The sequence below is a fragment of the Levilactobacillus yiduensis genome (assembly GCF_024718525.1).
Taxonomy (GTDB): Bacteria; Bacillota; Bacilli; order Lactobacillales; family Lactobacillaceae; genus Levilactobacillus; species Levilactobacillus yiduensis.
Map to the genome: position 1 here is coordinate 1 of NZ_JAMXAZ010000017.1, position 18,043 is coordinate 18,043.

17 protein-coding genes are annotated in these 18,043 nt (G+C 50.9%); 11 read left to right on the top strand and 6 right to left on the bottom strand.

Annotated features, from left to right (window positions below; translation table 11 throughout):
* Positions 1-133 precede the first annotated feature (133 nt).
* Positions 134-922, top strand: a complete 789-nt coding sequence (locus NGM66_RS09690) for a potassium channel family protein (RefSeq protein ID WP_208907812.1) — start codon at positions 134-136, stop codon at positions 920-922.
* Between the two features lie 42 nt (positions 923-964).
* Here NGM66_RS09690 and NGM66_RS09695 read toward each other — a convergent pair whose 3' ends face one another.
* Entirely contained in the window at positions 965-1,582 is a 618-nt protein-coding gene (locus NGM66_RS09695; RefSeq protein WP_208907813.1) for a hypothetical protein, read from the bottom strand.
* A gap of 206 nt (positions 1,583-1,788) precedes the next feature.
* Between NGM66_RS09695 and NGM66_RS09700 the strand changes: the two genes are divergently transcribed.
* Complete coding sequence (locus tag NGM66_RS09700; protein WP_208907814.1) at positions 1,789-2,652, top strand: aldo/keto reductase; 864 nt, start codon at positions 1,789-1,791, stop codon at positions 2,650-2,652.
* A gap of 680 nt (positions 2,653-3,332) precedes the next feature.
* Here the strand turns inward: NGM66_RS09700 and NGM66_RS09705 are convergent.
* Positions 3,333-3,722 (bottom strand): hypothetical protein, encoded by a 390-nt coding sequence (locus tag NGM66_RS09705; RefSeq protein WP_208907815.1) that lies wholly within the window; start codon positions 3,720-3,722, stop codon positions 3,333-3,335.
* A 169-nt stretch (positions 3,723-3,891) separates the two neighbouring features.
* Between NGM66_RS09705 and NGM66_RS09710 the strand changes: the two genes are divergently transcribed.
* Positions 3,892-4,428, top strand: a complete 537-nt coding sequence (locus NGM66_RS09710; RefSeq protein ID WP_208907816.1) for a GNAT family N-acetyltransferase — start codon at positions 3,892-3,894, stop codon at positions 4,426-4,428.
* 452 nt (positions 4,429-4,880) lie between these two features.
* Entirely contained in the window at positions 4,881-6,323 is a 1,443-nt protein-coding gene (nhaC, locus tag NGM66_RS09715) for a Na+/H+ antiporter NhaC (RefSeq protein ID WP_208907817.1), read from the top strand.
* A gap of 239 nt (positions 6,324-6,562) precedes the next feature.
* Here nhaC and NGM66_RS09720 read toward each other — a convergent pair whose 3' ends face one another.
* A complete protein-coding gene (locus tag NGM66_RS09720; RefSeq protein ID WP_208907818.1) occupies positions 6,563-7,228 on the bottom strand; it encodes a metal-dependent transcriptional regulator in 666 nt (221 codons plus the stop codon).
* A gap of 389 nt (positions 7,229-7,617) precedes the next feature.
* Between NGM66_RS09720 and NGM66_RS09725 the strand changes: the two genes are divergently transcribed.
* The 5 genes from NGM66_RS09725 to NGM66_RS09745 all read left to right on the top strand — a co-directional run bounded on the left by NGM66_RS09725 (position 7,618) and on the right by NGM66_RS09745 (position 12,452).
* Positions 7,618-9,210 carry an Nramp family divalent metal transporter gene (locus tag NGM66_RS09725; protein WP_208907819.1) on the top strand — a complete coding sequence of 531 codons (1,593 nt, stop codon included), beginning with the start codon at positions 7,618-7,620 and terminating at the stop codon, positions 9,208-9,210.
* Positions 9,211-9,213: 3 nt separating this feature from the next.
* Positions 9,214-9,645, top strand: a complete 432-nt coding sequence (locus NGM66_RS09730; RefSeq protein WP_208907820.1) for a universal stress protein — start codon at positions 9,214-9,216, stop codon at positions 9,643-9,645.
* Between the two features lie 224 nt (positions 9,646-9,869).
* Positions 9,870-11,444 (top strand): Nramp family divalent metal transporter, encoded by a 1,575-nt coding sequence (locus NGM66_RS09735; protein WP_208907821.1) that lies wholly within the window; start codon positions 9,870-9,872, stop codon positions 11,442-11,444.
* Positions 11,445-11,876 (top strand): universal stress protein, encoded by a 432-nt coding sequence (locus NGM66_RS09740; protein ID WP_208907822.1) that lies wholly within the window; start codon positions 11,445-11,447, stop codon positions 11,874-11,876.
* 201 nt (positions 11,877-12,077) lie between these two features.
* Positions 12,078-12,452, top strand: coding sequence for a hypothetical protein (locus tag NGM66_RS09745; RefSeq protein WP_208907823.1), 375 nt, complete (start codon positions 12,078-12,080; stop codon positions 12,450-12,452).
* An 87-nt stretch (positions 12,453-12,539) separates the two neighbouring features.
* On the opposite strand, the gene NGM66_RS09750 is transcribed toward NGM66_RS09745, so the two are convergent.
* Both NGM66_RS09750 and NGM66_RS09755 read right to left on the bottom strand, forming a co-directional pair.
* The gene (locus tag NGM66_RS09750) at positions 12,540-13,526 is read right to left on the bottom strand and encodes a GMP reductase (protein WP_208907824.1); all 987 of its coding nucleotides are present in this window, start codon (positions 13,524-13,526) and stop codon (positions 12,540-12,542) included.
* Positions 13,527-13,551: 25 nt separating this feature from the next.
* Positions 13,552-14,838: an adenylosuccinate synthase gene (locus NGM66_RS09755; RefSeq protein ID WP_208907825.1), complete on the bottom strand. Its 1,287-nt coding sequence runs from the start codon at positions 14,836-14,838 to the stop codon at positions 13,552-13,554.
* A gap of 273 nt (positions 14,839-15,111) precedes the next feature.
* Between NGM66_RS09755 and purB the strand changes: the two genes are divergently transcribed.
* On the top strand, positions 15,112-16,407 hold the full coding sequence (gene purB / locus NGM66_RS09760) for an adenylosuccinate lyase (RefSeq protein WP_208907826.1): 1,296 nt from the start codon (positions 15,112-15,114) through the stop codon (positions 16,405-16,407).
* A 27-nt stretch (positions 16,408-16,434) separates the two neighbouring features.
* Positions 16,435-16,656: a hypothetical protein gene (locus tag NGM66_RS09765; RefSeq protein ID WP_208907827.1), complete on the top strand. Its 222-nt coding sequence runs from the start codon at positions 16,435-16,437 to the stop codon at positions 16,654-16,656.
* Between the two features lie 427 nt (positions 16,657-17,083).
* Here NGM66_RS09765 and NGM66_RS09770 read toward each other — a convergent pair whose 3' ends face one another.
* Positions 17,084-18,022: an alpha/beta hydrolase gene (locus tag NGM66_RS09770; RefSeq protein WP_208907828.1), complete on the bottom strand. Its 939-nt coding sequence runs from the start codon at positions 18,020-18,022 to the stop codon at positions 17,084-17,086.
* Between the last annotated feature and the right edge of the window lie 21 nt (positions 18,023-18,043).

Here is an 18,043-nt window from a genome sequence, read left to right on the forward strand (position 1 = left end):
GCATCATTTATTTAAGTTAGATACATATTATATGTACGAAGGCATTTCGTTTACACAAGATTCTTGACGCTACCAAATTTTCAAATTTGACTATATTAGAAGGTAACTTATCAATCGGGGGAAGGGTAGACACATGGCCAAGCAGTCCCGGGGCTTGATTGCCTATCACGTGGGGGTCACAACCCTTACGTTGGGCTCAGTACTAAACGTGATTCTGTTACTCGTCGGCATTGGCGACTACGGGTTAGAAATGAAAATCGCCAACGGCTTATTGTTAGTCTTTGCTATTGATTACGTGATTCGCCTCGGCATCACCAAAAATCGCAAAGTCTTTTTGATTCAGTCGGCATTTGACCTGCTGGGGATTATCCCGTTGCATCCGGTCTTTGCTTTCTTCCGGCTGGCACGGTTGGTGCGGCTGATTCGTTTCCACCATCTCTTTTGGCGGTTGGGCTTGTCCGGCAAATGGACGCGGGCGTATCACCGCTTCATTTACCAGACTGGCTTCATCTATCTGTTTTCCATCAGTGTGGTCATCATTGTGCTCAGCGCCTTTCTCTTCTCGTTAACGGAAAGACAGAGCCTGGCCAATGCACTGTGGTGGGCGATCACCACTGCGACGACCGTGGGCTACGGGGATGAGACGCCCCACACGGCCTTTGGTAAAATCATTGCCAGCTTCCTGATGGTCGGTGGCATTGGCTTTATTGGTCTGTTGACCAGCACGATTTCGGATTTCGTCGCCAGCCGAACGGAACAGGTAACCTCTAATCAGGAGGCACAGCAACAAGCCGACCTGGATCGTTTATTGGCTAAAATCGACACGCTCACGACCAAGGTCGATCACCTGCAGACTCAGGTTGACCGGTTGACGCCAGCTAAGAAAGTCCGCAATCAAAAAAGGCCGCGACCTAAGTCGTGACCTCACTGTCAGCTTGCGAAATGGGTAATGCGGTGAAAATGCCTAGCGAACGAACTGTAAGTTGTAATTGCCTTGCCCGTCAGAGGTAATGGTGTAGGTGGAATATCCAGCCTGTAGCCACTGGTCTTTTGACGCCTGAGCCCAATTCTGGGCGTCGGCGACCGACGAGAAGGTGTGAGTGCTGGCGAACGTTGAATCCGAGCTAGCCTTGCTACTAGAGCTGGCGGATTGACTCGAACTCGTCGCACTCTGCTTGGTTTGGGCCTGATCGAGCAGCTTTTGCTCGCGGTCCTGTACGGCGTCGTTAGATTCGTTGTTGATGATATTCTGTAATTTTTGCTTTTGCGTGACGGTTAACCCGTTATCGTTGTAGCTGCTGTACGTCGATTTGAAGCTCTCGAAAGCGGCCTGTTCCGAAGCCGAGGAAGCCTTGGCCACGATAGAGGCACTGGTGCTCGATGAAGCGCTGGTGTCATTTCCAGAGTTACTGTTGTGATGGTTAATCGCTAAGACCAGCAGAATGGCGATTGCCAGTGTTATCAACGTCATCAGCCACGGCCACCACCGGCGCGGCTTCCGTGGCCGCTGACGGGTGGGTTGGTCCGATCCCTGGTTAAAGTTATACCGTTGTACGCGTGATTTTGGTTCTTGGTTGTTCAACTGAAAAACCTCCATGTCCAGAACGGTGTGAAAAAACAAGCTTGCCGCCGAGACGACAAACTACCACACCCTCCATAATACCGCAAAACGCCAGCAGAAGAAAATTTTCACCCTGATTTTTACCAATTTCCAATCATTCTCATCACGAAATTTGCGAACCTATTGTATGATGGTAGTGGAACTAAGATTGAAAGGTGGTTTTACTTTTGCATAATGATATTCCCGAATTACCGCTAAATAACGGCAACCGGATTCCGCAACTCGGCTTAGGGGTCTTCCAAGTCGACAATGCGGCAGACACGAAGAATGCCATCAAATGGGCGTTGGCTGCGGGTTACCGGCACATTGATACGGCCGCATATTACGGTAACGAACAGTGGGTTGGCGAAGCCATTCGTGAGAGTGACGTGAAGCGCGAGGACATCTTCGTGACGTCCAAGCTCTGGAACAGCGTCCGCGGTTACGACGAGACCAAGGCGGCCTTCCAAGAAACGCTGGACAAGTTAGGGTTCGATTACCTGGATATGTACCTGATCCACTGGCCAGCACCTGGTTATCTGGATAGCTGGCGGGCCATGGAAGACCTGTACAAGGCCGGCAAGATCAAGAACATTGGGGTGTCTAACTTCAATCAAAAGCAAATGGCTGATATCTTGGCCAACGGAACGGTTAAGCCCGTCGTTGACCAGATTGAAACCCACCCGTACTTCCAACAAGACGACATGCACGCCTACTTGGAAAGCGAGGGCATCTTGCACGAAGCTTGGAGTCCATTGGGTGGCGGCAATAACAACGCCTTGACCGATCCCGTCATCAATGAATTGGCAGCGGCGCATGATGTGAGTGCGGCCCAAATCATCTTACGCTGGCACGTTCAACGCGAAGAAATCGTGATTCCTAAGTCGATTCACGAGGCTCGGGTACAACAAAACCGCGACATCTTTGCCTTTGGCTTGGATGAAGACGAGATGAAGGCCATCGCAGATCTCGATGCCGGCAAACGCGTCGGCCCAGATCCTGACGATGACGCCTGGTTAAAGAAGTCCCAGACGTATTCCAGCCGAAAATAACCTCAGCTAACACAACAAGACGTTGCCACCCAATCCAACGGTGGCAACGTCTTGTTTTTGTGTTTAATGAAGATTGCGTAGACCAGTTGCCTACGGCTGCCAGGGGTTCCGCCTGCTATGGGGGACACCTCCAGCCTGAGGAGCGGTCTTCCGGTTCGCTTTGAAGCCTGGCAAAACTCGCCAGGCTTCAAAGTCGCCCCACGCTGTAGGCCGAGAAACAACCTCGGCCAACACCGTCGACACAGCTGGCTCCACCCCTGGCCTCCTCCGGCGCAGATGGCGAGTTCAGGATACACGGTCTTGAAACGTGGTCAATGATACCGTTAGTCGTTGGTAGCTACTAATTTTCCTCGTCGTCCAGCGTTATTGCGGCACCGAATCAGGTCATGACAGCTACTAACCCAACTCGCAGGTCATATCTGTATCACGGACAATTGCGTACCAACTTGTTGGCAATCACCACAGGAGCCGAGAGTTCGCTAGAGATGAGTTCAGCTGTGGGAGTTCCCTTAGCGGCACGGTTCACGGCGCTTAGGGAACTGACACCTTGGAGACGCGGGTTATCGGCTCCAAGGTGAGGGTCAAGACCGCTCTTCGGCTTGGCCCGGCGCCCTCAGCGTTCCAACTCATCTCTAGCGAACGGTAAGGCGGCCAGCAAAACTAACATCGTCAGCCATCGTTTACCGATACAACGGAATACCAGCGTCTTTGGCCATCGGCACCAACTTGTCCGTCAAAACGTTGACGACGTTGATGGGCACCTTGGCGAAGGGGCTGAAGAAGTCTGGGTGATCCGGGTTAGGCACGTCTTGGGTTTCCTTTAAATTAGGCACCATAGCCTTCAGGTCATCTTGATTCAGACCCAATTGGGTGGCGTAGTAAACGACTTCCCGGTAGCTCACATTTTTAAAATAAAAGTAATAACACAGGGCGGCAACGACAAAATACCAGAAGATGGTCCACTGTAGACCAATTTGGCTGGGGTCTAAAAAGCCAATCACAATGGCCGCAATCACGAAGACGACGTAGATGGCGACGGAAATGGCGGCCCAGCGCTGTTTGTGCGTCAAAATTGAGCACCTCATTTTTCTTTTAGAGTTGTTACCAGTGTACGGGGTTTTAGGTCGAAAATTCAAGCGATTTCTCTAAATTCAGTCAGGAAGTTTCGACTTTTAGCGCCAGTCGTGTATAATAACACGGTAATGTTGCCGAGCGCTTAAGAATTGAGAGGTAGACGAAGTGAGTTTAAGTTTTGAGACGATTCAGCCCGAAGATTTCAAACAGGTAGACCAATTGGTTTCAGCGGCGTTTGAACCCGTCGAAGAAAGTGACGGCAGTGAGGTGGGCTTGATCCACCAGCTGCGGTCAACGTATGATTATCAGCAGAGCCTAGAAGTCGTGGCCAAGCCAGCGGTCGAGACCGTGGTGGGTCATGGCCTGTTGAGCCCCATCACCGTACGGGGCAACCGGCATAACACAACGATCGTTGCCCTGGCACCACTCGCGGTGGATCCTGATTGGCAAGGAAAAGGTGTTGGGAGTCAATTGCTGAGTGAGTTAGAGACCCGGGCTCGGCTGGCGGGTTTTCCCGCAATCAGTGTGGTAGGCGATATGAACTACTACGGGAGCCGGGGTTACGTGATGGCCGAAGACTTTGCCATCCACAATAGCCTGCCAGTCCCGATGGGCAATCACCTGATCAAACCCCTGACGGCCGGGGCGCTGGCCCACGTCGGCGGGATGATCGAGTACCCGAACGTCTTTTACCGCGATTAAGCTTGGTTAGGAATCACTGAGTGACCTGGTGATTTCACAAACTAAAAAAAGATGTATGTGGTTAAACCGTTGATTTGCCGGCGTTTTAACCGCCACCCGAAAGATTAAAATTAAATTAGAGGTTGACGGTCGCTAAACAGCGTGCTAATATCAAAGTCAATCAAATACAGAACGCTAATTTCCATTACCAAGTAGCGTGTCATCTGGGTGTCAGAAAGTCGGTGGTTGCTGCGAACCGATCAGGGTGATTACGACGAAATACAGTGGAATGTCCTGGTACGCCAGGCGGAAAGACTAGAGCCGTTACCTTCTAGAGAGTGGAGTTACTGGGTCTAGAACCAGTGACCCAAGTTGGGTGGTACCACGGTTTAGTCTAAATCGTCCCTGTTGCAGAATTGCAGCAGGGGCGATTTTTTTATACATACTTGGCAAAATAAGAGGGAGCGATTTTTATGAAAGAACACACACAATCAGAAAAGAAACCGATGAACTTCGGCGAAGCAATGATTATTTTACTGGCCATGTTGGTCATTATGGGCTTAGGCGTTATCAAATTTGGCCTGTCACCAACTACGCCCGTGCTGCTGGTCATCGCGTTGGTCATTCTGTGGGCGAAGGTCCGCGGCGCTGACTGGGACACTATTCACAGTGGCATCATCGACGGCATCAAGACCGGGATCATTCCCATCTTCATCTTCCTGTTGATTGGGGCACTGATCAGTGTCTGGATCGCCGCTGGGATTATTCCATCCATGATGGTCTTCGGGTTTCATTTGATTTCAGCCCAATGGTTCGTACCGTCCGTCTTCCTGGTCTGTGCCATCGTCGGGACGTCTATCGGGAGCGCCTTTACCATCATCTCCACGATTGGGATCGCCCTGTTCGGGATGGGGACCACGATGGGCTTCAACCCCGCATTAGTTGCTGGGGCCATCATCTCTGGGGCCATCTTCGGTGACAAGACCTCACCACTGTCTGACTCGACCAACCTGGCGTCAGCCATCGCAGAATCCGAATTATTTGCGCACATTAAAAACTTAATGTGGTCGACGATTCCAGCCTTCTTGGTTTCCTTAGTACTTTACTTCTTCATGGGCACCGGTGCTTCTGATACCAATGCTATGGGCAAGATCAACAGTACCGTTGCCACGTTAAACGCCAACTTCTCCATTACCTGGTGGGCAGCTTTACCTATCATCGTGATGTTCGTCTGTGCTTGGCGCAAGGTTCCCGCCATTGAAACGTTGCTGTTGAACGTGGGCTTGGGAATCGTGATGTTGTTCATCGAAAAGCCTAGCACCTCAATTAGTAGTGTGGCCACGATGATTGAATCCGGCTTCGTCTCCAAGACTGGTAACGCCAGTGTTGATGCCTTACTGACACGTGGTGGGATTAGCGCCATGATGTCCACGGTGTCTCTGATTATCTTGACCCTGACTTTAGGGGGCCTGCTGATGAAGTTCGACATTATCCAAACGGCAATGGTCCCATTGGCAAAGCGGTTGAAGAGCTCAGGTTCATTGGTCACCGCAGCCATCCTGTCCGGAATCGGCGTCAACATCTTCGTTGGGGAACAGTACCTCTCCGTCATCTTACCTGGGAAGGCCTTCAAGGAAACCTTTAATAAGCGTGGCCTGGATAACTTGGCCTTGAGCCGGGTCTTAGAAGATGGTGGAACTGTCATCAATTACTTGGTACCATGGGGTGTCGCAGCCGTCTTCGCTGCCAACACGCTGGGCGTTTCGACGCTGGCTTACCTGCCATTCTGTTTCTTCAGCTTGTTCTCACCAGTCTTCTCCATCCTGAGTGGGTTCACGGGCGTTGGCTTGAAGCGCCTGCCATCCTCTGACGACAGTAGTGCCACTGCAGCCAGCATGGCTGCTGATGGGCGTTAGGCAGTAGTACTGGTCAAACGATTGTAATAGAAAGCATCCCCGTGGGTGGCCGACGGTTTGTGTTGGCCGGGGATGACTAAACAAAATAATGAGTAAAAACACGTGAACACTTGCCAGTTGATGGCGGTGTTCACGCGTTTTTGATTGGCGCTGTTCTTACGGGCGTCCCGGCTGGTTGAGAGTCGCTTGAATACCGACGAAGAAGCTGACCATCAGTCGGCCTCACTGCCTCCAAGTGTTCAATTCTCAACCGGTACTGTCACCGGCAACGTATACAAATAAGTGGCCACCAAACCGTTAACCGTGATTTCCCGTTGGTCTGGCAGTTGTAGGTACAGCAAGTGGAGTTCGTCGTCTCGGGCGACCACCGTTACCGGAACGTTCAGTGGGAGACGCAGGTGCGCCACGTAAGCCACCAGGTTTGCCGTTTCTAAATAGCCACACAGCGTGACCGTCGCGTTGACCGGGACATCGCTGAGGCGGGTGACGCGGCTGTCGTCTAGCATTTGGTCCGGTTGCAATGCGCCGCCAAATGGACTTCGTTGGGGATGGTCAAGGTAATCGGCCATGGCCGCCACGGTAGCCATGGTCAACGTGTCCGCCATTTGCCAGGCTTGATCTGGAATCTGCACGAGGGGCAAGTGCAGCTGACGGTCTAAAAACACCTCGCACAGCCGATACGCAAATAGGAGGTGGCGCGCTTGGTCCCGGCCCGCTTCGGTCAGTGTGACCCCAGTGTAGCGACGCCGGTGAACCAGCCCCTGGGCCTGCAACTGCCGAGTGGCTTCGGTAACCGTCGCTGGCGTTACGTTGGCAAAGTGGATAATTTGTTTATTGCTGACGCGCGCACGGGCAAAACTACATTCAGCAATGATTTTTAAATACGTATTTTGATGGTTCGACATCTAATCAACTCCCCAGGAAATTAGAAAATATTTCAGTACCCCTAAAATTTTATTTTTACGATTTAAATTTTACCGGTCTTCGGGCCCACTTGCAAATTTTTCTAAAAATCATCTGTTTATAATTGTTTAATAAGATTTTAGTTAATGAGAATGCCGTTAAACAGGCACTCTAACGCTAAAAGTTTTGCGAACCAAAATATTTTTCAGCCAAACTTAAAAGCCGTTTCAGTAAATTGAAAGTGATGAGGTTGGGAATGTAACCGCTTAACTAGCAGATAAAATTATTAATGAGTTCACATTTTAAAGTTAACTGTCCCTAAATTTCTATTTGATTTAAACAAACTTTAGGTTACAATGGGCCTTGTAGGAAACAGAAGGGGGTCTTGATTTTGAGTGATACACCAAAGAAGCACAAACTCATTGAATATGCCAATGGGCGGTCACTTGAAGAGATTAACGGTACGGTCAAAGTACCGAAGGGGAAAGGGTTCTGGAAAACGCTGTTCATGTATTCCGGGCCTGGTGCGTTAGTTGCGGTCGGTTACATGGATCCAGGTAACTGGTCAACGTCCATCACGGGTGGGCAAAATTTCCAATACTTATTGATGTCGATTATCTTGATCTCAAGTTTGATTGCGATGTTACTGCAATACATGGCAGCTAAACTTGGTATCGTGAGCCAAATGGACTTGGCCCAGGCGATTCGTGCCCGGACCAGTAAGTCACTAGGCATCGTGTTATGGATCCTAACGGAATTTGCCATTATGGCAACGGATATTGCGGAAGTGATTGGGGCGGCGATTGCCTTGTATCTGCTCTTCCACATCCCGTTGATTATTGCCGTATTCATTACGGTATTAGATGTTTTGCTCTTATTGTTACTGACCAAGATTGGGTTCCGCAAGATCGAAGCCATCGTGGTTTGCCTGATTCTAGTGATCCTAGTGGTCTTCGCTTATGAAGTCGCCTTGTCCAATCCTGACTGGGGTGGCGTCTTCGGTGGCTTGATTCCGAGTGCCAAGACGATTGCGTCAACGCCAAAGATTGGTGGTCAAACGCCAATCAGTGGGGCCTTGGGGATTATCGGGGCAACGGTCATGCCACATAACCTTTACCTGCATTCAGCGATTTCGCAAACGCGGGAGATTGACCACCACGATGAAGAAGACGTGGCCCGGACGGTGAAGTTCACCAGCTGGGATTCCAACATCCAATTGACCTTGGCTTTCTTCGTGAACGCCTTGCTGTTGATCATGGGGGTTGCCGTCTTCAAGAGTGGGTCCGTCAAAGACCCGTCATTCTTTGGTCTATTCCAAGCCCTGTCAGATACCAGCACGATGAGTAACGGTGTGCTGGCCGGCGTGGCACGGACTGGCGTGCTGTCGACTTTGTTTGCGGTCGCCTTACTTGCTTCTGGTCAAAACTCAACGATTACCGGGACCTTGACCGGGCAAGTCATCATGGAAGGTTTCGTCCACATGCGGATGCCACTGTGGTTACGGCGGTTGGTCACGCGGCTGATCTCCGTGATTCCTGTGTTGATCTGTGTCATGTTGACCAGTGGCAAGAGCGCCATTGATGAACACGAAGCGTTGAATGATTTGATGAACAACTCGCAGGTCTTCTTGGCCTTCGCCTTACCGTTCTCGATGCTGCCATTATTGATGATGACGGATAGTCAGGTCGAAATGGGCAAACGATTCAAGAACTCGCTGTGGATCAAGGTACTGGGCTGGTTCTCGGTCTTAGCCTTGACCTACCTGAACCTAATCAATATGCCGGCCTCGATTCAAGGCTTTTACGGTGATGGCATCACGGCCGCTCAGACCGCGACAGCCAACTGGATCGCCTACATCTTGGACGCAGCTATTTTGATTTTGTTAGTATGGACGATCGTAGAACTGCACAAGGGTAGCAAGCGGTTAGCCGCACGACTGGCGGCGGACCATGCGGACAGTGCGGTTACAGATGAGGAGGCTTAGCTCATGGCAACGACATTTAAAAAGATTTTAGTAGGGGTCGATGATTCGGCCGATGCGCTGTTGGCGTTTGACTACGCGATTCATCAGGCCAAACGTGACCAGGCGGAGTTGGTGATCGTCTCCGTCTTGGAACATGACGACATGAACGTGTATCAAGCCTTGGACAGCGACTACGTCCACGGGGAACGCGACGAGTTGCGCGATCACGTGCGGGGGTATCAGCAACAAGCCCAAGACGCTGGCGTGGCTGACGTCAAAATGGTGATTGCGGAAGGCGAACCAGGGGAGACCATCGTCCGCGATGTGATTCCCCACGTACAACCGGACCTGTTGGTGATCGGATCGATTGCCAAGAAGGGTGTGAGTCGCTACTTCGGGAGTCAAGCGGCCTACATGGCCAAGTACGCCCCCATCTCGGTGATGGTCGTTCGGTAAGTCGTCGGATTGATTTTTACGAAATGCGTCAGTGTCACGCATAGATAGTAAATTTAGCCAAACTAAGTCGTTAGGCCGCTAAACAGCGGTTTGACGACTTTTTTACTCCCAAAAGTTAACCACCCATCGGCAAAATCTAACAACTTGGGCATTAGCTACGCCAACGACGACCAGTTGCCGTACACTAGCCTTGATCAAAGAGAGTACCCGAAAGGAGCGATTGCATGGCTGACGAAAGGAAACATAAGTTGATTGAATACGCCAATGGCCGTTCGCTGGAGGAAATTAATGGGACGGTCAAGGTACCCAAGGATATCGGGTTTTGGAGAACACTGTTTGCGTACTCTGGGCCTGGTGCGTTGATTGCTGTGGGGTATATGGATCCCGGGAACTGGTCGACATCAATTACCGGTGGGCAAAACTTCCAGTACCTATTGATGTCTGTTATCTTGATGTCAAGTTTGATTGCGATGCTGTTGCAGTACATGGCAGCTAAACTTGGCATCGTGAGTCAGATGGATTTAGCGCAAGCCATACGTGCCCGGACCAGTAAGTCACTAGGTGTTGTGTTATGGATTCTGACGGAATTTGCGATTATGGCCACGGATATTGCGGAAGTTATCGGTGCGGCGATTGCCCTGTACCTGTTGTTCCACATTCCGTTGGTCATTGCCGTATTCATTACGGTCTTTGATGTGTTGTTACTGTTATTGTTGACCAAGGTCGGCTTTCGTAAGATTGAAGCAATCGTTGTTTGCTTGATCATGGTCATTCTCTTCGTCTTTGTTTATCAAGTAGCACTGTCTAATCCTAATTGGGGTGGCGTCATTAAGGGCTTGGTCCCAACGACTGAGACCTTCTCCACTGGTCGGACGGTTGCCGGGATGACACCGTTAAGTGGGGCCTTAGGTATTATTGGGGCCACGGTCATGCCGCACAATTTGTACCTGCACTCCGCGATTTCTCAGACGCGGGCCATTGACCACACTGACGAAAATGATGTTGCTCGAACGGTTAAGTTTGCCGGGTTGGATTCAAACATTCAACTGACCTTCGCGTTCTTTGTGAATGCCTTACTGTTGATTATGGGGGTTGCGGTCTTCAAGACCGGTGCCGTCAAAGATCCTTCCTTCTTCGGCTTGTTCCACGCCTTGTCAACGACGTCCACGATGAGTAATGGTGTGCTCAGCAGTGTTGCCCGGACCGGTATCTTGTCCACGTTATTTGCCGTTGCCTTACTGGCTTCCGGGCAAAATTCCACAATTACCGGGACGCTTTCCGGTCAAGTCATTATGGAAGGCTTCGTTCACATGCGGATGCCACTGTGGTTACGGCGGTTAGTCACCCGGTTGATCTCCGTCATTCCTGTTCTGATCTGTGTCACGTTGACCAGTGGCAAGAGTGCCATTGCGGAACACGAAGCGTTGAATGATTTAATGAACAACTCACAAGTCTTCTTGGCGTTTGCCTTACCATTCTCAATGCTGCCATTATTGATGATGACGGACAGCAAGCTGGAAATGGGCGAGCGGTTCAAGAACTCCTGGTGGTTGAAGATCTTAGGCTGGTTCTCCGTGATTGCCTTGACGGCGTTGAACCTGGAAGGGATGCCGAGTCAAGTCCAGGCCTTCTTTGGGAGTAACGTCACTGGCAGCGAGTTGGTTTTAGCCAACGGCATCGCGTATCTGCTGATTGCAGCCGTCTTGGGATTGTTAACTTGGACCGTTGTTGAATTGCACTTTGGTAACAAGCGCTTGGCGGCACAAATCGCTGCTAAGAAGAAAGTAGGGGATGAGTGAATGTCAACCGGATTTAAACGCATCTTAGTTGGGGTTGACGATTCAGCGGACGCCTTGCTGGCCTTCGATTATGCGATTCATCAGGCCAAACGAGATCATGCAGAACTGATCATTGCCTCGGTTTTGGAAAGTGAAAGTATGAATGTTTACCAGGTGCTGGACACGGATTTTGTCCATGGTGAGTATGAATCGCTGAAGCGGCATATCCGCAAGTACCAGCATCAAGCAGAGGCTGCTGGCGTTGCCGATGTTCAAATGATTATTTCCGAGGGCGAACCGGGAGAAACCATTGTGAAAAAGGTGATTCCGGAAGTAAAACCGGATATCTTGATCGTCGGGTCGATTGCGAAAACGGGCGTCAGTCGTCACTTTGGGAGTCAAGCCGCCTACATGGCCAAGTACGCACCGATTTCGGTGTTGGTCGTGCGCTAACGGGTAACTGAATAGGTATGAGGCGTTTGGGATGCTTTTCCCAGGCGCCTTTTATTTTGGGGGCCGCTGCTGTCCTGAGTCAGTAAGGTAGGGTAACTTTCAAAACCAGTGCATTTGCTATGAATACAGCGCGACGAGTCCTCATAATGAAGACCTAAGGACCAGGAGTGGGTCCGGACAGATGAGATTGGGGGAGTCATCATGAGTCGAGAAAATCTGTTGACGTATGCCGTGATTCTGCATCCCGAGGTCGGCCGGTACTGCGTGACCATTCCGAAGATTGGATTGGCTTGGGGCACGACAACGGAAGCGGCCTTGTCGATGGCGACTAAGCTGATTGTGGCCAGACTGCAAAATGGGGATGCCGTCCCAGAGCCGGTCGCTTTTGCTGAGCTCACCGTACCAGCGGGCGATACGAAGACCGTGGTACGGGTGGACACGACTGCCTACCCGAAGCATACGAAAGATATGAAAAAAACCAACACAGTTTCCAGCTACCTGAATCGCTGGGGGCAGGCGGCGGGACTGAACTTTTTCCAATTGCTGACGACGTTAAAGAATCGATTTAGCGACTAACAATTTCGCCAATAAGTGAATGAGTGCCAAAAAATCACGGGTAACTTTCCTAAGATTAGGAAAGCTGCTCGTGATTTTAAGTTGTCATTAGTAGTTATCGCCGTTCATGATGGAACTCTTCACAATCACGTAATCCACGGTCCGAATGTCCAGCAGATTTCGGCCACCGGCGTAGGAAATAGAGGATTGCAAGTCTTCTTGCATGGCGTTCAACGTGTTGGCGATATCGCCGCGGTAAGGGACCAGCATTTGCTTCCCCTCAACGTTGCGGTATGCGCCTTTTTGCTTCTCGGACGCAGAACCCCAGTATTGCTTGAAGGTCCGGCCGTCGATGGTCAACAGGCTACCGGGTGACTGTTCGTGGCCCGCTAACATGGAGCCAATCATGACCATGCTGGCGCCGAAGCGAATGGATTTGGCGATGTCGCCGTTGTAGCGAATCCCACCGTCTGCAATGATCGGTTTCCGCGCCGCCTTGGCACAGAGCCGAACGGCAGCTAATTGCCAGCCACCGGTCCCAAAACCAGTCTTGAGCTTGGTGATGCAGGCTTTTCCGGGGCCGATACCGACCTTGGTGGCGTCCGCACCGGCATTTTCGAGTTCTCGCACGGCTTCGGGCGTCCCGACGTTGCCGGCAATCACAAAACTGTCGGGTAACTTGGTCTTGATCTGCTTGATCATCCGAATGACCGCGTCACTGTGGCCGTGGGCGATATCGATGGTGATGTATTCCGGTACCAGATCAGCCGCAGCCAGTTCGTCGATGAAGGCGTGTTCGTCAGGCTTGACGCCCACACTGATCGACGCAAACAGGGACTGGTCATGCATCCGTTCGATGAAGCCCCGACGTTCTTCGGGATGGAAACGGTGCATGACGTAGAAATAGTCGTTTTGCGCTAACCAAACGGCTAACGGTTCGTTGATGACGGTCTCCATGTTGGCAGGGACGACCGGGATCTTAAAGCGATGCGGGCCGAATTCGATGCTAGTGTCGGCCTCGCTACGGCTGTCGATGATACATTTATTGGGAACGAGTTGAATATCTTCGTAATCAAATACTTCTGCGGGATGCATGAGCAGTCACTCCTTGTTCGTGGGGTTAGGCGTTCCAGACGTCACGTAAAATGTTCGTCTGTTCGCGGTCAGGGCCGACGGACAGCGTGGCAATATCCACGCCAACCAGTTCAGCTAAGCGTTTAACATAATTTTGGGCATTGACGGGCAGTTCTTCGACTGAGTGACAGCCGGTAATGTCTTCCGTCCAGCCAGGTAATTCTTCATAGATCGGTTGGCAAGCGTCCAGGTCGACTAAGCTGGCTGGGTAATGGTAAATGGTTTCGCCATTCAGCGCGTAAGCCTTGCAGATCTTGACGGTCTTTAAGCCGGTCAGCACGTCTAAGCAGTTCAGGGATAAACTGGTTAAGCCAGAAACCCGTTTAGCATGGCGCAAGACGACACTGTCGAACCAACCGATTCGCCGGGGGCGCTTGGTCACAGTCCCGTATTCATGACCGGTTTCACGAATCGTGTCACCAATCTCATCGAAGAGTTCGGTTGGGAAAGGTCCGTCACCCACCCGCGACGTATAGGCCTTGCAAACACCAACGACGTGATCGATCTTGGTTGGGCCAACGCCGGCCCCAATCGTCACGCCCCCGGCGACGGGGTTGGATGAAGTCACGAATGGGTAAGTCCCATGGTCGATGTCCAACATGACCCCTTGCGCCCCTTCAAAGAGGACGTTCTTGCCGGCGTCGATGGCATCGTTGATGACCACGGACGTGTCGGTGACGTGACTCTTGATTTGTTGGCCTAATGCGTAATATTCTTCAAAAATCGTTTCAAAGTCTAAAGGTTCAACGCCGTAAAGCTTGGTCAAGACGTTGTTCTTTTCAATTAAGTTTTGGCGTAACTTGTCCGCAAAGATATCGTGGTCCAATAAATCGGCGATGCGAATCCCGATTCGTTCGGCTTTATCCATGTAAGCCGGGCCGATACCCTTGTTGGTGGTGCCAATCTTGTTTTCCTTGGCCTTTTCTTGGGCTTGGTCTAACAGGATGTGGTAAGGCAAGATGACATGGGCGCGGTCAGAGATCCGTAGGTTGTCCGTTGAGATCCCATTGTTGTGAAGATAAGTGAGTTCTTCAATTAAGGACTTCGGATTGACCACGACGCCATTACCGATGACGCTCAGCTTGTCGGCGTAGAAGATCCCTGAAGGAATCAGCCGCAGCTTGAACGTTTGACCGTTGAAGACGATGGTGTGGCCGGCATTGTCACCGCCTTGGTAGCGGGCAATGACATCAGCCTTCTCACTCAGAAAATCCGTGATCTTTCCTTTACCTTCATCGCCCCATTGACTACCAACTACTACTGTTGATGACATTGCAAACACCTCATCGTTATTTTTTACCAGGCCGAACACCCAGCAAAAATAATTGTATCAAGTTCGTAATTGAATTGCAAGCGAAAAGCGAACAATTATTTAAATAATCAGTATAAAAGTTCTTTTAATTATGAGTAGAAACTAATTAATAATGGATATATCGGTGAAATGTCTGGTAAAAATAGGACGTTCTATGCTAAAATAGATAGCGGAGCAAGAAACGAATTTTAAAAATAATGTTCGGATTTTACCTATTACTGAGGAGGAACTTTGATGTTAGAACGCTACACCCGACCAGAAATGGGCCAGATTTGGTCCCTGGAAAATCAGTATCAGTCTTGGCTTGCCGTTGAAGTCGCCATCGACGAAGCTTGGGCCAAATTAGGTGAGGTCCCTGTGGCAGATGCCCAGAAAATTCGGGAAAACGCCACGTTTGACGTTGATCGTATCGCCGAGATCGAAGCCGTGACGCACCATGATATGGTGGCATTCACCCGCAACGTGTCGGAATCACTGGGGGCTGAACGTAAGTGGATTCACTTTGGCGTCACCAGTACCGACGTGGTGGATACGGCCCAGGGCTACCGGTTGAAGCAGGCCAACGTGGTGATTCGTCAGAGTCTGGTCACGTTGATCGCCACATTAAAGGACCTGGCGTTGAAGTATAAGAAGACGGTCATGATCGGCCGGACGCACGGGGTTCAAGCTGAGCCAACCACCTTTGGACTGAAATTAGCCCGTTTCTACGCTGAAATGCAACGGAACCTTGACCGCTTCGACCGCGCCGCTGCGGGGGTGGAAACCGGAAAAATCAGTGGGGCAGTCGGCACCTTTGCCAACGTGCCACCCGAAGTTGAAGCCTTTGTTTGTGACCAGTTGGGAATTAGTGCGCAACCAATTGCCAGCCAAGTGTTGCCGCGAGACCTGCACGCTGACTATGTTGCGACGTTGGCGTTGATTGGGACGAGCGTGGAAAACATTGCCACGGAGATTCGGAGCCTGCAGCGTTCGGAAATTCATGAAGTTGAAGAACATTTCAACCCCGGGCAAAAAGGCTCGTCAGCCATGCCACATAAGCGTAACCCGATTGGTTCGGAAAACGTGACTGGTTTGGCCCGCGTGTTGCGGGGCACCATGGTCACGGCATATGAAAACGTCAGTCTCTGGCATGAACGCGACATTTCCCACTCGTCAGCCGAACGGATGATTTTGCCGGAAAGCACGACGTTGTTGGATTACATGTTGCACCGAATCAACCGTATTTTAAGCAACTTGGACGTGTTCCCAGAAACCATGAAGGCCAACATGGGTCGGACTTACGGTCTGATCTACAGTCAACGACTCTTGTTGAAGCTGATTGAAACGGGTTTGAGTCGTGAAGCCGCCTATGACTTGGTGCAACCACTGACGGCGCAGGCTTGGGATCAACAGACCCAGTTCCGGCCATTAGTGGAAGCTAATGCTGAGATTACGGCCCGATTGACACCGGCGCAGATCGACGATGCCTTCGATTATCACTATCACTTACGGCGAGTGGACTTTATTTTCAAACGCTTAGGCCTAGACTAATAGTCAAGAAAAGTGGGGGAATGAACAATGGAAAAAGTGTATTCACCAGCTGATGCGCAGCGGAATCTCCAGAGTTTGTTACAAGAGGTCAAAGATGGTAAGGCAGTCCGGATTGAAGATCAAACCACGGACGCGATTTTGGTGAGTGAACAACAGTGGGCAGCGGTACAAAAACAGCTGGCCGCGGCTGCGCAACATCAAACGGTCCAACAGCGCGAAGATTTGTACAAGGCTTGGCGTTGGTTGTAAGGTGAGTTTGCCGGGTCGTTTATCGGATTGATACGGTAAATCGGCAGGTCACCAGCTATTCGGCGTATACACACTATCAGTAAGCAAACAAAAAGTTCGGCGTCACTCTCGGGGAAAGAGTGATGCCGAACTTTTTTCATGAGGAGTACATTCACATTAGGGGGTGTAAATGTATTTTAGAGGAGTGGTCAGGCTTGAGGGAACCTGACCTTGGGGTGATTCTCTTAGGGGGAGAGAATCAAAAGGGATTGGAATAGAATTTAGTAGTAATTGGTATTGGCTAATTACTATGGTTATTACTATACCCGGAGTTTGTGAATAGAATCGGGGCAAAGTCGTGATGACTTTTTGACTAATTGGTAAAGAAAAACTAAAGTGTGAAGGAATTGCGATAACCGGCCAAATGCCGTTAAGTTAGGCTTAAGGTTCACTCGTCGTCGAAGTACGTCTGCAGAAATTCCGTCACGTGTTGTTGGTAGCGCGCCGGATTAGTCCAGAAACTTTCGGCGTGCGAAGCATTTTTCACAATCCACAGTTGCTTGGGTGCGTGGGTCGCCGCGTAATTTTCGTAGGCCATCCCCACCGGTACGTACACGTCCTTTTCCCCGTGAATGAAGAGAATCGGTCGCTTGTTCTTCTGCAGTTGTTCCGTGGCGGTCACGTCGCCCAGGTAGTAGCCCAACCGGCGCTTGGAGATGGTGCTGACCAGGGGTTCAATCGGGTACTTCGGCAAGTGGAATTGACGCTTCAACAGGTAAGTCAGCTCGGATTCGATGCTGGAATACCCGCAGTCGGCGATGATGGCCTTGACCTGATCTGGCAGGGTTTCACCGGAGAGCATTTCCATGGTGGCCCCGCCCATGCTGACGCCGAACAGCAGAATCTTGACGTCATTATCGGCGCGGTCAATGACCTGTTGGATCCACTGCAGGTAGTCGAGCCGGTCTAGCCAGCCAAAGCTGATGTATTTGCCAGCACTTTCGCCGTGGCCGCGGTCATCGGGCAAGAGCACGTTGAAGCCGAGCCGGTGGTACATTTGGGCAAAATTCGCCATGGTTTCGCCGTTCCCCTTGTAGCCGTGGGAAATGATGACGGTCTGGCGACTTGGTGTTTCGGCCGGGATGTATTCGGCGACCATGCGGTTTTGCGGGTCGTGTTCGTGCAGGTACCATTTTTCCTTGGGAATCTGTTTGTACCAATCGACGTAGGCGTAGTAGGCATCGGCGTATTTCTGCTTGTCCGCGGAGGTCTCCGGGACGTAGTTGACCCGCTTAAAGGCGAAATTAAAGAGGTGCTCGCTAGCGGCCAGTGAGGTCAGGGCGATGCCCGCCAATGGCAAGGCCCAGGTCAGTGTTTTTTTCTTCATCCATATCCAGTCCTTTCCAGT

Coding starts and splice junctions, on each gene's coding strand:
- NGM66_RS09765 (WP_208907827.1), top strand. CDS start 16,435: ATGGAAAAAGTGTATTCACCAGCTGATGCGCAGCGGAATCTCCAGAGT.
- NGM66_RS09745 (WP_208907823.1), top strand. CDS start 12,078: ATGAGTCGAGAAAATCTGTTGACGTATGCCGTGATTCTGCATCCCGAG.
- purB (WP_208907826.1), top strand. CDS start 15,112: ATGTTAGAACGCTACACCCGACCAGAAATGGGCCAGATTTGGTCCCTG.
- NGM66_RS09740 (WP_208907822.1), top strand. CDS start 11,445: ATGTCAACCGGATTTAAACGCATCTTAGTTGGGGTTGACGATTCAGCG.
- NGM66_RS09755 (WP_208907825.1), bottom strand. CDS start 14,838: ATGTCATCAACAGTAGTAGTTGGTAGTCAATGGGGCGATGAAGGTAAA.
- NGM66_RS09770 (WP_208907828.1), bottom strand. CDS start 18,022: ATGAAGAAAAAAACACTGACCTGGGCCTTGCCATTGGCGGGCATCGCC.
- NGM66_RS09735 (WP_208907821.1), top strand. CDS start 9,870: ATGGCTGACGAAAGGAAACATAAGTTGATTGAATACGCCAATGGCCGT.
- NGM66_RS09720 (WP_208907818.1), bottom strand. CDS start 7,228: ATGTCGAACCATCAAAATACGTATTTAAAAATCATTGCTGAATGTAGT.
- NGM66_RS09750 (WP_208907824.1), bottom strand. CDS start 13,526: ATGCATCCCGCAGAAGTATTTGATTACGAAGATATTCAACTCGTTCCC.
- NGM66_RS09730 (WP_208907820.1), top strand. CDS start 9,214: ATGGCAACGACATTTAAAAAGATTTTAGTAGGGGTCGATGATTCGGCC.
- NGM66_RS09690 (WP_208907812.1), top strand. CDS start 134: ATGGCCAAGCAGTCCCGGGGCTTGATTGCCTATCACGTGGGGGTCACA.
- nhaC (WP_208907817.1), top strand. CDS start 4,881: ATGAAAGAACACACACAATCAGAAAAGAAACCGATGAACTTCGGCGAA.